Origin of the sequence: Streptomyces sp. MB09-01 (genome assembly GCF_033794505.1) — a bacterium.
Lineage (GTDB): Bacteria > Actinomycetota > Actinomycetes > Streptomycetales > Streptomycetaceae > Streptomyces.
On record NZ_JARAYQ010000210.1, the window covers coordinates 1 to 14,707 of the forward strand.

A 14,707-nucleotide genomic window follows, 5' to 3' on the forward strand; every position below is an offset into this window, starting at 1 on the left:
CCCCGATCCACCGTCGCAGCGCGTCCTCGCCCGCCCGCAGGTCGGGCCGGGTCAGCATGGCCCAGCCGTCGAGCAGCAGCGCGGCCGCGTACCCCGCGCTGGCCGCCACCGGCTCGGCGCCCGGGGTGCACACCACCAGCGCCGGCCGGTCTGGCACCTCGTCGAGGACGTGGTCGCGCCCGGAGGTCCGCACGGGCACGGCGCGGAAGATCCGCCCGAGTTCCTCGGCCGTCCGCCGTGCACCGACCACCTGGGCGCGCAGCCGGAAGGAGCCGCACTCCTGGCAGTGCCAGGACGGCTCGCCGCGCCCGCACCACCCACACTGCAGTTCCCGCTCGTCGGGGGCCTCCAGCGGGCCCGCGCACACCCTGCAGCGGGCGGGTGTCCGGCACCGCTCGCACGCGAGCCGGGGGACGTAGCCCGGCCGCGGCACCTGGACGAGCACGGGGCCGCTCTTCAGCCCGTCCCGTACGGTCTCCCACGCGAGGCTAGGCAGTCGCGCGGCGCGGGCCGCCGCGTCGCGGGCGAGCAGTTCGGCGCCCACGGTGCGGATCCGCGGCGCGCAGGCCCGTACCGTCTCGCGGCTCGCGACCAGCGGCCGGGCCCAGCCCGACTCGACCAGCTGAGCGGCCTCGACGGTGCAGCTCGTGCTCCCGGCCAGAAAGGCGCAGCCGTCGCTGACCGCCCGCAGTTCCAGGACCTCCCGGACGTGCGGGAAGGGGGCGTTGTCGACGCTGTGGCTGGAGTCTCCGTCGTCCCAGACGACGACCAGCCCCAGGTCCCGTACGGGGGCGAACATCGCCGCCCGGGTCCCGACGACGGCGCGCACCGAGCCCCGGCTCACGGCGAGCCACTGGCGGTAGCGCTTCTCCGGCCCGGACTCGGCGGTCAGCAGCGCGTGCCGTCCCTTGCCGAGCAGGGCGATCAGCGCCGCGTCGACCCGGGCGGCGGTGCGTCCGTCGGGGACCACGGCGAGGGCTCCGCGGCCGGAGGCCAGGGTGGCGGCCATGGCGCGGGCGAGTTCGTCGGCCCAGCCGGGGCCGGGCAGGGCGGTCCACACGGCGCGCGGGGCGGCGCCGGTCGCCAGGGCCCGCAGGAAGGCGGGCCCCGCGCCGTACCGCTCCCAGCCGGCGGGCTCGGGCGCGGCGGGCGGGGGCAGGGTCGCCGCCGAGGGCTTGGCCTCGGCGCGGGCGCTCCGCGAGGGCAGGGCGAGCTGGAGCACGTCTGCGAGGCTGCCGGCGTACCGGTCGGCTACGGCCCGGGCGAGAGCCAGCATCGCGGGGCTGAGCACGACCTCCGGCGAGACCACGTGGGCGAGCGCGGCGAGGGCTCCGTCGTAGTCGGACTCGGCGCGGCGCTCCACGATGAAGCCGTCGATGAGGCCACCGCCCTCGAGGCGGCCGCCGTGCACCTGGTGGGAGCCGGCCCCGAACCGGACCCGGACGCGGACGCCCGGCTGCGCGGCCTCGGAGAGCTCGGCAGGCACGGCGTAGTCCAAGAGCTCGTCGAGGTGGAGCACGCCCTTGTTCACGAGGACCCGGGCGATCGGCAGCTCGGCCGCGAGCGCGGCCCCCCGCCAGGTGCGCAGCTTCGCCTTGGGCGCCTGGGCCTTCGCCTCGGCAACCACCTCCCGGATCAGCGGCGCGAGCTGCTCCGGCGGACCACCAGGACCCTGGTCCACACCCCGCTGCTCGGACTCGTTCGCGCTGCTCACACCCGCATTCTTACCAAACCCCACTCACACAGGACGGGCCCGACGGAACTCCGAAATCATCATCGGCGGCCGCCCGCTGTCGGTGCGCCCTTTGGGGTTCCGATGCGCCTAGGGTCGGTAGCTCCTCAGCCCTGGCGGGCTTGCGGTGCCCCGCCGGGGCGGCTGCTCATCATTGGCGACTGCAGGCTGGTGAGCCTTAGAGATTGGAAGTGTGGTTGAGGCCAGGGGTGGTGCGGGTGGCCACTGACCGTGCTTGTTCAACGCACCGAGCGTCGGGGCGCGCATTCGGTGGTGCAGGTTCGAGCAGGCACAACTAAGCCCCTCCATCGGGCTCCTCGCCCCCTGCTGATCATTCACCGAGTACTTAGGCCTCCTCGACCTGCTCCGCTCGAGCCCCGCACCAACTCCACGACTGTCGTTGCTGCAGCCCCAGGGCGGAGGGCTCCTTCCTGAGCTGGAAGGCAGAAGCACTGTGTGCTCGAGCAGTCCGAAGGCAGCGGTGAGGGAGAAGCGTCATTCGTCGAGTACTGGCGGGTGGGGGCGTGTTGTGGCTGCAGGGTGGGGCGGAGGTTCACTCCCAGAGCCATGCCCATGGGCGTCAACTGAGGATTCAGGGAGTCGGTGGTGAACCGAAAACTGGCGGGTGGTCAGGTTGCTCTTTTAGAAGAGGACGCCGCGCTGAAATGCCCCTGACCTGCAGTGATGCGAGCTCCCATGTGCTCTGGCGAGCACTTTTGATCCCGTGAAATGTGTACTTGGCGAGCACATCTTGCTGAAATATCAACCAGCCGTTGACTTTCTGGATGCCGTGTCAGGAGAGGAGTCTTCGCAGGTCGAAGGGTTGAGGAGAAGGCCGGGATGGCCTGAGTCCACCCGGGGGACCGAACGAAGATGTGCCGCCATCGCGACACATGAAATCAACGAGCCGTGGACTTTTGGCGCGCGGCGGTACAGAAAGTTCACAGGTCGTGGACTTTTGGAGCGGTGGCGGACTTGGTGGCGCATCTGAAGTCCCTCACGGCGCGTCGGTGCGTCAAAAGACAAGCAGACGTTGATTTTTAGGTAGTCTCGGATCGCCTGAGTAACAAGGAGGTCCTGTGACATCTGATCCGCCCGCCCGTCGTCGACAGCGCGGGCCCCGGCCTGTCCCCGCACCCGCCGCGGCAGGCAACGATGCCGAGTTCGGAGACATCCTGGCCGTGCTCGGCCAGCAGCTCGGCGAGAAGGTGGCCGAGGCCGCCGACCCCGGCGGCCGCCGCCGACTCAAGGGTGTCCACTTCGAATACGCGGCGGACCCCCGGTCAGTTCACGACATGGCGGGCGGCGCCGGCTACAGCCTGGCCAGCAACTGGTTCACACAGCTGCTGGCCCAGCTTGCCGTCGCCAACAGCATCACCAAGTCCCAGCTCTGCGTTTTCCTGTTCGTAGCCGGCGGTCAAGTACCGGGCACCGGCATCGCCCAGTACACGCAGCAGGAGATCACGGACGGACTCAACAAGATTGCCGCTCAGAAGGGCGGCAAGATGATCACACGCTCCACCGTGAACCGTGCCGTCCAAGCACTATGCGGCTACCACTGGGTGGAAAAGGCCGGCAACGGCCGGATCCAGATGAACGTCCGCCTGTGGTTCCACGGCAACAGCACCGCTCAACACGACGTCCTTGCCGAGATCGCCGAACGCCACGACCGCAACCCTGAGGCCTTCCCCTACGCAGTGGGACCCGAAGGCGCCCATCAGGAGGAGCTGGACCTCGACTTCGGAGCCCACACGGCCGTCCGTGGAAGGAAACGAACTGGGTGATAGCGCTGCCAGGCCCACCCCCGGGCAACCGATCACGAGGAAGGCCATCCCATGGCTAACGTCATGTCTCCGATCGTCGCGGAGCGCATCTGGGCGCTGCCCCTGTCAGGGTCCGCCGTCAAGTTCCTCCAGTACCTCCTCTACCGAAGTGAATTCGGGGGGACCCTCCCAGTACGGCAGAGGGACATGGCAGCGGAATACGGTGTCACGCCACAGGCCATCAGCGGACTCATGGCGCCCCTGTGTGCCCTGAACATCGTCCTGAGACCGCGCAGTGAGGAGCGGAACGGCAACTCATACCGCCTTCACCCTCTCGCGGCGAAGTACGAGACCCCCGAAGCCATGGAAGCCGCATTCCGGGACACCCTCGTCCGCATCCAGGCCGGGGACCTGCCCAACCTGAAGCTCCCCACCTACCACCAGACGCCGCCCGCTCCAACAGGCCGCCCGAAGCTGCAGGTCGCCTGACCTGCACAAACAAGAGGGCCCCCCACCGCAGTGGAGGGCCCTCTTCGCCTGAGTAACAGATGGTCTCCCCAGTATATCCGCCGCCTACCAGAAACGGGCAGCTGCACTACGCCACACAAGGTGACGCGGGACGCCACGCAGCTGGCTTCACGCAGAAGCGAGTAGCCTCACCCATGCCGCGTCCACGGCACCGGGCCTGCTGCGGACGCCATGAGCACCTACCAGCAGACCCCCACCGTCACACCCTTGTCTGACGATGCTCGCGAAGACCGGCCCCGACTCACACCTGGAAACTAGGACAGGTACAGGCGAGGCGGATCTGCTTCCATTCTCGCCGACCTACTTGACGATGTGCCCCTGTGAGGAAGCGTTGCTGGGCAGCACATCTGGCGCAACTAGTGCCGCATCAGGCAATCTTCGCCCCATCGTGACGTGTCCCCCAGTTGCTGTGCCGGGCGGTACCGGACCGTCAGAATGATCGATGTGGCGGGGCCCGGGACCGGGACGAAACTGGTGATCATGCCCTCGGCCGATCCCGTGGCGGACTGAGCACCCAAGTCCACCTGGCCCGCGACGGACGCGGCCGCCCGCTCTCTGCTCGGCCCGACGTGCCACCTCGGTCCGCTGGTTCAGCGCGAGGCCGTAGTCAGGGCCGCCGACCGCACCTGCCCCTGGCTGTAGGCACGGTTCGGCCCCGGCACTCCCGGGTGCTCTCGACCAGCAGCCGACCCCCGACCCGTACCCCACCCTCTATGCTTGGTGCGTACGGGGTTGCCCATTGGCCGCCTCTGGTAGCCGGGGCGGGGTTGTGACGGATCGTCTACTGGTCGAGTGCGGGGCCGATGGGCTGGTGACGGTCCGGGAGTGGCCGTCGGGTGAGCTCTATCCGACGGTGGCCGCTCAGGCGGCTCCCCTGCGGTGGCCCCTGGACAAGCACGACCTGGAGGAGCTCCGCTGGTACCTGGAGCAGTACCTGAGCACTCCGTTCGGGGTCTACGGCGACCGCGGCAGTGCGGTCGAGACCCAGCTGCCGGTCTGGGGGGCCCGCATCTTCAAAGCGGTGTTCGCCGCCGGTCCCGCCCGTGACGCCTACGTCCGGGCCCGGGCGAGGGGCGGTCCGACGGAGGTCGTGATCCTCTCCGCCACCGCCGGCCCCCTCGGCCTGCCGTGGGAGCTGATGGCCGACCCGGCACGGCCCACGCCGCTCGCCCTGGACCGGGTGGCGGTCTCCCGGGGCCTCCTCACGGCCCAGTCAACCGCGGTGTCGCAGGCGACCGGGTCGCGCCTGCGGGTGCTGATGGTGATATCCCGGCCGGACGGACCGCAGGACGTGGGCTACCGGATGATCGCCCGGCCGATGCTCCGCCGTCTAGCGCCCATCCGCGACGAGGTCGACCTGGTCGTGCTGCGTCCGCCCACCCTCGACCGTCTCGGGGAGGTGCTGGCCGAGGCCAGGGCGGCCGGCGAGCCCTTCCAGATCGTGCACTTCGACGGCCACGGCGTCTTCGGCCACGCCCCGCGCCCGGTCGACCGCTTCACCCCGCAGACCGACGACGGTCTGGGCTCTCGGGGGATGCTCGCGTTCGAACACCCCAGGGGCGGGCAGGACCTGGTACCGGCCGAGCAGGTGGCCAGGTTGCTCACCCAGGCACAGGTGCCGATCGTCGTGCTCAACGCGTGCCGGTCCGCGGTGGTCGGTGCCCGGGTGGAGGCCACGGTCGCCACGCGGCTCCTCCAGGAAGGCACCGCAGCCGTCGTCGCGATGGCCTACAGCGTCTACGCGGTGGCCGCCGCCGAGTTCATGGCGGCCTTCTACGAGCGCCTGCTGTCGGGTGACCGGGTCACGGAGGCCGTAGCTGCGGGCCGCACGAGGCTCGCGACGGCCGACGAACGGCCTTCACCGAAGGGGCTGTTACCGCTGGCCGACTGGATGGTCCCCGTTCTGTACGCCCGCAGCGAGGCCGGCTTTCCCTGGCTCAGGGCCCGGCCCGAGTCCGCCACGTCGGTAGGGCGGGACACGGTGCCGCCCGGACCGAGGGAACGGGAGGACACGGACGGCGCCCCGGAGGAGAACGCGGGCGTGGACCTGGAGCTCGCCGCCGAGGCCGAGTTCGTCGGGCGTGACGCCCTGTTCCACACGCTGGAGTCCGCCGCGAGGCTGCAGCGCGTGGTCGTCCTGCACGGACCGGCCGGCATTGGGAAGACCGAACTCGCCAAGGCATTCGGGCGCTGGTTCCGCGACACCGGTGCAGTCGACGCCCCGGAACTGGTGATCTGGCACTCCTTCGAACCCGGCGTCGCCTCCTTCGGCCTGGACGGGGTGATCAACGCCGTCGGGCGGCATCTGCCTGACGAGGACTTCCCGCGACTCGACCGCGTCGCACGCCGGGCACGGGTCGAGAACGCCCTGCGTACGCGGCGCATGCTGCTGATCTGGGACAACTTCGAGACCGCGCACTCCATGCCCGGCCCCGCCCGGGCGACCCCGCTGCTGTCCGAGCCCGAGCGGGCGGAGCTCCGTGCGTTCCTCTCCCGCGTGGCCGCGGGCGGCCGCAGCGCCGTCCTCGTCACCAGCCGCACGGAGGAACAGTGGCTGGGGAACATCCGACGGGTCGCCGTACCCGGCCTGGAACCCGAAGAGGCGCACGAGTACGCCGACCAGTTACTCGCGCCCTACCCGCAAGCCCGCCGACGCCGGGAGACGCGCTCCTTCGGGGAACTCATGAGCTGGCTGGACGGTCACCCGCTGAGCTTACGGCTGATCCTCCCCCACCTGGAGACCACGGACGCACGGGACCTGCTCGGCGCGCTGCGGGGCGCCACACCCCTGCCGGAATCATCCGACGGGGGCCGGACCGGCTCCCTGACCGCGAGCATCGCCTACTCCCTCGGCCACCTGTCCGACGCCGACCAGCAGGCACTCACCGTGCTCACACTCTTCCGGGGAGCCGCGGACAGCAACCTGCTGGCCGCCTACTCACGCGTCCCCGGATGCCCGGCCCCATACCGGGGGCACAGCGCGCATGAGTGGGAGGGCCTGCTGGCGCGCGCCGCCCGGGTGGGTCTGCTCACCTCCCTCGGCACCGGCCAGTACCGCATCCACCCCGCCCTGCCCTCGCACCTCTCGGGCCCCTCGTCCCTACGAGCGACAACCGGCAGCCCCGTCGAGCCCAGTGCCATCGACCCCGCCTTCCTAGAGGCGTGCGGGATGTTCGGCGACTGGGCGACGCAGCAACTGGAGAGCGGAGAGGCCGACCTCGCCCTCGACCTGCTCCATCACAACAGGCTCACGCTCAGCGCCGCCCTCGCCCACGCCGTCGACCAGGGCCTCTGGGAAGACGCCCAGTTCGTGGCCCAGGCACTGCACCAGTACTGGGCGCTCCAGGGGATGTTCGCGGAACGGCAGGCGTGGGCGGACCGCGTCCGGCTGGCCGTCGAGACCGTCGATGGCGAGCCGCCCGCCACCGGCACGCCCGCGCGGGCGTTGTGGCTGTTCATGACCGGTACCCAGGCCCAGGACCACACCGACGCCCGCAGACTCGATGAGGCCGAACACGCCGTCCGTGACCTCCTGGGCGTCCTGGAGGACGACGGCGAGGACCGTCAGGACTCCCAGTACGCAGACATCCAGTTGCAGTTGGGCACCGTCCTCCTGCTGAAGGGACGGCTTGAGGAGGGCAAAGAGCGCTACGCCGAGGCCCTCGCCATCCGACTACGCATCGGCGACCACCACGGGGTGGCCGAGTCCCACCACCACCTCGGCCTGGCCGCCGAGCAGCAGGACCGGCTGGACGAGGCCGAACAGCACTACACGGCGGCGCTCACTTTCAACACGGGCCTCGGCAACCTGCAGCGCACCGCGGCCAACCACGGGCAGCTCGGTTCGGTCGCGCTGCGTCGAGGCCGGCTGGACGACGCCGAACGGCACTACCTGCAGACATTCACCATCAGCCAGCAGCTCGACGATCTCACCACGGCCGCCGGCGCCCTCCACCAACTCGGCAGGGTCGCCTACGAACGCGGGCAGCTGGACGAGGCCGAGGACCGCTACCGGCAGGCCCTGACCATCGCGGAACACGTCGGAGGCGACAGCGACACGGCCACCGCCCATCACCAGCTCGGGCTGGTAGCGCAGGAGCGCGGCCGGCTGGCAGACGCCGAGAAGTGGTACCTGGGAGCAGCCAGGGCCAACGAGGCGCTCGGCGACCGGGTGCGCCTCGCCATCACGTACCACCAGCTCGGCACGGTCACCGGCCAGCTGAAACGCTTCGACGACGCCGAAGCGTGGTGCCGGAAGTCCCTCGACATCACCGAGAAGCTCGGCGACCTGCGCGGGATGGCGCCCACCTACCACCTTATGGGCCTCCTCGCCTGGGAACAGGGAGACCACGTCAAGTCCCTGACCTGGACGGTCCGGTGCCTGGCGCTGTCCGACAGGTGCACCCACCCAGCCCTCGGGCGGGCCCTGGAGCACCTGCCTCGGTTCACCCAGGTCATGGACCGCACGGTCTTCGAACAGACCTGGCGAGCCACCACCGATGCCCTGCCGATGACCGTGATCCACCACATCCTGTCCGCCGAGCCACGACCCACAGATACGGAGTGACGACTATGCACGACACCATCACCGGCGGAGCGCGCGCCGCCGCGCTACGCCTGGCCGACCGCCACCCCGGTCTGCCGGACCACGTGGAGGCGGCACTCCACCGGTCCTCCTCCGACCGTGCCGGCCAGTACGGGGATCTGGACCCGGTCGGCCTAGCCTCCCTCGTCATGAGCGTTGCCACCCTCGCCTGGACCGTCTACAACGACCTGCGCACCCGCACGCCCACGCCCCGAACCGACGTGGTCCAGCGGCACGTTCGCGTCCGCCTGAGCGAGACCGATCAGGCTCCCGGGAGTATCGACGCCGCCGACCTGGAGCAGATCATCACCGTCACGGTCGCCGAGGTCCTGAACGCCGCCGCCCTCCCCCTGGCGGAGGACGACGACCCCGAGAGCTAGTGCCGCATCAGGTGACATTCGCCCTGGCGACGACTTCGCGTAGGCGCTTATCGGCGGCGAACTTGTTCCGCCAGATGATGTAGCCGCGGATCATGCTGCCCTGGACCTCGTGGCTGGCGTGGTCGTTCCCTTCGAGGGCGAAGTACGCAGGGCGGTGAACTGGGCCTCGATGCGGTTGAGCCAGGAGGAGTTGGTCGGGGTGCAGGCGATCTCGACGTTGTTCGCCGCCGCCCACGTCCCGACCCGCTGGCACCGTTTCGTCGTCAGGTGCGGCGAGTGCTTGCCGCAGACGATGGCTATGCGCACGTCGGCTGGGCGCAGCGAGCGCAGGTAGCGGCAGAACTCCAGAACTTCGACCGGTTCTTAGTCTTCTTGATGTGACCGTAGGATCTGCTCATCGATTGGCTTCATGACCGCTGCGACGGCGGACCGGGATCGGTCCCCAGGTCGGTGCCCGCATTCTGGGCGAGATCGGCGACGACAGGAGCCGGTTCGCCTCGGCTGGATGACTGAAGGCGTACGCCGGCTCGGCCCCGATCACGCGGGCTTCCGGCAAACGCCGCTATGCCGGACACCAGCTCGTCAAGAACAACCGGCTCAACCACGTCGGCCACCTATGGGCCTTCGCCTCCCCCCAGCGGTTCACCCGGCGCGGACGCCCAATACCGCCGCCGTCCGGGCAGGAGGAGACTGGCACATGCACGTTCTGCGGCACCTGTTCAACCGCATGCTCGGCCAACCCCACCACTGCCTGCAGGCCTGTGCAGAGGTGGGTGCCGCCGCCGTACCGCCTCCCCGCCGCTGCGGGACACTGGGCCGTCGCGACCACCTTGGACAGATCACCATCACCCGGCCACCGCTGGCTCCTCATGGGAACTGCTGTACTGGCCACCCCGGGCGGATCGGTCCACTGAGGTTGGCGCGGGTCACCGACATCGGTGCGCTCCGATACCCAGCGTACTTGCCACAGCCGACAGTTGTCTGACCATCAGCCATAGTGGGGTGGTATTGACCGGCGTCGCACGGCTCGGTACGCATCCTGCTCTGCGGCCACACACCGCCCCGGCCTCAACCAAGGTGATGACGAACTGTGCGCACGTGTCAGGCGCGACCGAGAAGGGTGAGCAATAGTCCCCGAGTTGCGTGTTCGTCCGCAGCTCCCTGGCGCCGCTGAGGGCGCCTGGACCTGGCCCTGTTCCCAGCATGGTGTTCGTGCTGGCAAGGGTTCCAACGGAGTTCCGGACCAGCGGAAATCTAGCGGATGTGGCCTGAGTCTGGGAGCGACCCAATCTGTCAGGTTATCATCTGATGCATGCCCCCTGAGCCCGGCGTGTCCACCAGCGGTCATAGCGTTCGGATCAGCGGGCTCGTCGAGCTGGTCACCGAGCGGACCGACCCGGACGCCGCGGCGGCGGCAGTGGTCAGGGCACGGAGCACCGACGACGCCTTGGGCCTGGCCGTGACGCTGTTCAGGCTGTGGCGCGCCACGGGAGACCTCACCGCCTTCGACGAGGCGGCCGCAGTCCTGGGACGCCTCGAAGCCGGGCCGTCGGCCACCGCTCCACTCGCCAGGGCCATCCTCGCGATCGCCTGGCGGTCTCGCGCCCACGACGATCCGACCAGGGAGATCCTGGACGCCGCCCTCGCCGCCGCACGGGCGGGGGTTCCTGCCTTCCTCCCGGAGTTACGCGCCCTCCGGTACGCGGGGACGTCCAGTCCAACCGATCTCGACCAGGCGATCACCGACAGCCGTGCCTTGCTCGCCCGGGAGCCCGACGATCTTCTCGTGCTCGTCCGGCTGGCCGCGCTCCTAGGCGACAGAGCCGCCGCGTTTCCGACCCCGGAGCACCGCGCCGAAGCTCTGGAGACGGCCGCGACAGCGATGTTCCGTCGCGACGTCATGACGGCCGACGCCGACGACCCGCGACACCTCTTCATCGGCGCCGTGCTCAGGCACGCTATGGAAGGGCTTCCCGATACCCCAGAGGCGGGGGCCGCGTCCTCCGCCGCTCTCCTCTCCGCCGTCCACGCCGCCGCCGAGCCGCCTCAGGCGGCCGCACGGCTGCTCGGCGTGGTCGCAGCGCTCTTCGAGCACTCGGGACGGGTCGCTGACCTGCGCGTGGTCCTCAGCCTGTACGAGGAGTGGGCGACGATGGCGGAGCCCGGTTTCGTCTCGCTCGACATCGCCGCGAAGTGGATGGCGCATGCCGAGCGTCTCACCGCGACGGACTCCCTCACCGGGAGCGACCTGTTCGGAATCATCCGCGTTCTGGCGGACGCGCCGTACGACCTCCCCCCTTACTCGTCCCAGCAGCACGTCGACTCCCTCGCGCGCCCCCTCGGCGAAGCGATCAGTCTCTGGGACCACCTGCACGCCGATCCTCTGGCCTCCGATCTCGACGCGATCATCAAGCGGGTCGAACCGCTCTTGCCCCGCTTCTCCCCCGGCACGCGCGCATCGCTCCTGAGCCTGCTGGGCTCCCTTTCGGTCAAGCGGTACAACCGAGCGCCGTCGGAGGAGAACAGCGCCTCGACCGTCGCCTTCTACCGAGAGCTCGTGGAGTTCCTGCCCGACGATTCGGACATCATCTCGATCTTGGCCGAAGCGCTGGTTATACATCACCACGCGACGGGCGAACGCCGTCACCGCGACGAGGCGGTCGCCCTGCTGCGCGGGCTGACGGCCGGAACCTCGGGGCGCGTCACATCGCAGACGTCGCTCTCCATGCTCGCTTTCGGACTCGAACCCGGTGAGTCGCTGGAAGATCTTTTGGAGTGCGTGCGGCTGATGGCCGGCATCGACCCGCTCACCCTCTCCAACGGGAAAGTCGTCCTCGGATACGTCTCCTTCGCCGAGGTCGTCGTTCGGCACGCCCTCGCCTGCTCTCCTCCCCTGCCCGACGCCGCACTCGCGGACCTCAGCCGCTCCTGCGCCCTGATCCTGCGCGTTGTCACCGAACCCGACCGCTTCGACCACATGGTCGCGATGGTCGCCGCACTCGACATGAGCCTTGCAAAACAGCATGGCACCGACGCCCTTACCGCCCTCGCCGCCATCGCGGGCACGGACGCCGGCGGATGGTCGCGAGCCATTCTGGACTCCGCCCTCGCCGAACTGGCCGACACCACCGCCATGAACGACGCAGAGGAGTGCGCCCGCGTCGAACGACGGCTCACCACTGTGCTCACTGGTGCCGCCCCCGGCGTCAGCGCGCTGCGATGGCTGGCCCTAGAGCTCAGCCACAGGTTCCAAGGCGCCATGACCGCACCCGACTTGTGGACGGCGGTCGCAGCCGCCCGCGCCCTCGTCGCACGAGGCGGATCCGACCCGTGGTCGGCCAGGACGCTCACTGACCTCCTGCTCTCCCGCCACCAGAGATACGGCGGACTCGCAGATCTCGACGACGCCGTCCGGCTGATCGAAGAGACACTGGCGTTGGTCGGGCCCGGCACCCTCCGCTCCCGGCTGTCGGAGAACCTGGCCGGGATACTCGCCGCCCAGTACGCGGTGCTCGGCGACCTTGCGCTGCTCGACCGTTCCATTGAGGCGATGCGCGAGGTGTTTGAGCTGGAGGCCGACGACAGCGCTGGTTTGCCCATCATGTTGACGAATCTAGGTTCGAAGCTGCTGGACCGCTACGTCGCCTCCGGCACCGCAGCCGATCTCCACGAAGCGGTGCGGTCCGCCGACACCGCCAGCGCCACGCTCACCCATGAGTCCGACGACCGGGTCCATTTCCAGGTGCACAATCTGACCGCCGGTGCTTACCGGTATCTGTTCGAACTGTCCGATGAGCCCGTCCATATCGACCGGGCGCTGACGGCCATGCGCGCCGCGCTGAGCCTGGTCGGCCCCGGCCATCCGATGCGGCCCGCCGCGCTGTCCAACCTGGCCGAGACTCTGCGGCAGAAGGAGAACTCGACGCCGGACTCGGTCAGCCTCGACGAAATCATCGCCCTCCACCGGGAGGCCCTCGACCTGAGCTCTGCGACCGAACCGGCTCGGCCTGGCCGGCTCGCTTCCCTCGCCGTCGCCCTCGGTGAAGGTGCCCTCAATGATCCCGCGAGGGCGGGCGACAGCGCGGAGGCCGTTGCGCTCCTTCGAGAGTCCGCAGCTGCGCTGCCCGCCACAGCCGCGTACAGGAACCGGAGCGTCCTCATCCTGGCGGGCCTTCTGGGCCGGGACACCGCCTCCCCCGAGGACGCCGCCGAGTCCGTCGCCTTGGCGCGGGCACTCACCACCGCGCCGGGCACCGCCGTCGACCTCCGGTTGCGCGCCGGGCTGCTGTGGGCGCGCACTGCCGAACGTCACTGCTCCGTCGACGACGCGCTCGACGCGTGGGACGAGGCGACAGGAGTCCTCGCCGGACTCGCCGACCAGAAGCTCACCAGAACCGACCAGGAGCGGTTCCTCTCCTTCTACCAGGGCGGCGTCGCGCGGGGCGCGGCCTTCGCCGTCCGGTCCGGACGGCCCGACCGGGCCCTCGACCTGGTGGAACGCGGACGCGCGGTGCTCTGGCCGCGCCCCGCGGACGCCGACGTGTCCTGGCGCGACCTGCCCGGCCTGCTCGGCGACGACCTCGCTGTGACACTTGTCGCGGACTCCGCCGGAGCCGTCGCCCTGGTCGTCGGGGCCGACGGGATCACACAGACCGTTCTGCCCGGGCTCACCGACCAGGTCCTGTCGAACACGGCCGCCGTCTTCCTGGCGGTCCTCTCCGGACAGTCAGCCGGGAACCTAGACGCCTACATCACGGCGCAGGAGGTGACGGGGGAACTCCTCCACGTCCTCTGGCATTCCCTCGCCGCCCCGATCCTGGACGGTCTGCCGGACGGGCCGGATGGGCGCCGGATCGTGTGGTGTCCGACGGGGGCGACCGCCCTGCTGCCCCTGCACGCGGCCACCGACGCCGTCAGCGGGCGGAGTCTTCTGGACGTCGCGGTGTCGTCGTACACGCCGAGTCTGCGGGCGCTCGCCTCGGTCCGGCGGCGGCCCGCGGCGGACGGTGTCGTGGACCGGATGCTGATCGTGGCAGTCGAGGAGCATCCCGAGACGGCGGCGCTGGAGCATGTGCGCGGGGAGGTCGACGGGGTTAGGGAGCTCCTGCCGGACGCCGTCCACACCGTGCTGCCGAACCTCAAGGCGACGCGGGACGCCGTGCGGAGGGAGTTGGCGGGGCATCGGTTCGCGCACTTCGCCTGTCATGCCGTCACCAATCCGCTCGAGCCGGGGCGGAACGGGCTCGTCCTGGCCGGTGGGGTCCTGACGGCGTTGGAGATCGGGGCGTCACTGGCAGCCGACCCCGAGTTGGCGTATCTGTCGGCGTGCGGGACAGCGGCGGGCGGCGTCCGGCTCGTCGACGAGGCCGTCACTCCGGCGCACGCCTTGTTCATGAACGGCTTCCGCCAGGTCATCGGCACTCTCTGGCCCATCGCCGATGAACAGGCTGCCGCCGTCGCACGAGAGTTCTACCGGCGGCTCGCAACCGGAACGGACGCCGCTGAGGCGATCGGACGGGCGACATCCGCCATACGGCGTGAGCACCCATTCGAACCGCTCCTTTGGGCCAGTCACGTTCATATCGGCGGGTGAGCACATCCGAAGGGCCGGCTGAAGGGAAAGGCCCGGGACGGATATGCCGTCTGAGGATTAGTTTGGGCGGGATACGTCCACTGAGAAGGCAGGGGGCGGGCTTCGGATCCGTCCGCTTGGAGGGGT

Annotated in this window: 6 protein-coding genes and 2 pseudogenes; 6 read left to right on the plus strand and 2 right to left on the minus strand. The window is 69.9% G+C overall.

Annotated elements, in window-relative coordinates; translation table 11 throughout:
* A partial coding sequence (locus PV721_RS32345) for a primosome assembly protein PriA (RefSeq protein WP_319730628.1) occupies positions 1-1,714 on the minus strand: 1,714 nt, incomplete at its 3' end.
* 1,097 nt (positions 1,715-2,811) lie between these two features.
* Between PV721_RS32345 and PV721_RS32350 the strand changes: the two genes are divergently transcribed.
* The 4 genes from PV721_RS32350 to PV721_RS32370 all read left to right on the plus strand — a co-directional run bounded on the left by PV721_RS32350 (position 2,812) and on the right by PV721_RS32370 (position 8,988).
* Positions 2,812-3,516: a hypothetical protein gene (locus PV721_RS32350; protein WP_319730630.1), complete on the plus strand. Its 705-nt coding sequence runs from the start codon at positions 2,812-2,814 to the stop codon at positions 3,514-3,516.
* A 51-nt stretch (positions 3,517-3,567) separates the two neighbouring features.
* Positions 3,568-3,984 carry a hypothetical protein gene (locus PV721_RS32355; protein ID WP_319730632.1) on the plus strand — a complete coding sequence of 139 codons (417 nt, stop codon included), beginning with the start codon at positions 3,568-3,570 and terminating at the stop codon, positions 3,982-3,984.
* An 808-nt stretch (positions 3,985-4,792) separates the two neighbouring features.
* Positions 4,793-8,590, plus strand: coding sequence for a CHAT domain-containing tetratricopeptide repeat protein (locus PV721_RS32365; protein WP_319730634.1), 3,798 nt, complete (start codon positions 4,793-4,795; stop codon positions 8,588-8,590).
* A 5-nt stretch (positions 8,591-8,595) separates the two neighbouring features.
* On the plus strand, positions 8,596-8,988 hold the full coding sequence (locus PV721_RS32370) for a hypothetical protein (protein ID WP_319730636.1): 393 nt from the start codon (positions 8,596-8,598) through the stop codon (positions 8,986-8,988).
* A 7-nt stretch (positions 8,989-8,995) separates the two neighbouring features.
* Here the strand turns inward: PV721_RS32370 and PV721_RS32375 are convergent.
* Positions 8,996-9,374, minus strand: a pseudogene (locus PV721_RS32375) (transposase); the annotation flags it as partial.
* 45 nt (positions 9,375-9,419) lie between these two features.
* On the opposite strand from PV721_RS32375, the pseudogene PV721_RS44105 reads away from it, so the two are divergent.
* Together PV721_RS44105 and PV721_RS32380 are read left to right on the plus strand one after the other, a co-directional pair.
* A pseudogene (locus PV721_RS44105) lies at positions 9,420-9,745 on the plus strand (transposase); the annotation flags it as partial.
* A gap of 555 nt (positions 9,746-10,300) precedes the next feature.
* Positions 10,301-14,581 (plus strand): CHAT domain-containing protein, encoded by a 4,281-nt coding sequence (locus tag PV721_RS32380; protein WP_319730637.1) that lies wholly within the window; start codon positions 10,301-10,303, stop codon positions 14,579-14,581.
* The last annotated feature ends 126 nt before the right edge of the window (positions 14,582-14,707 follow it).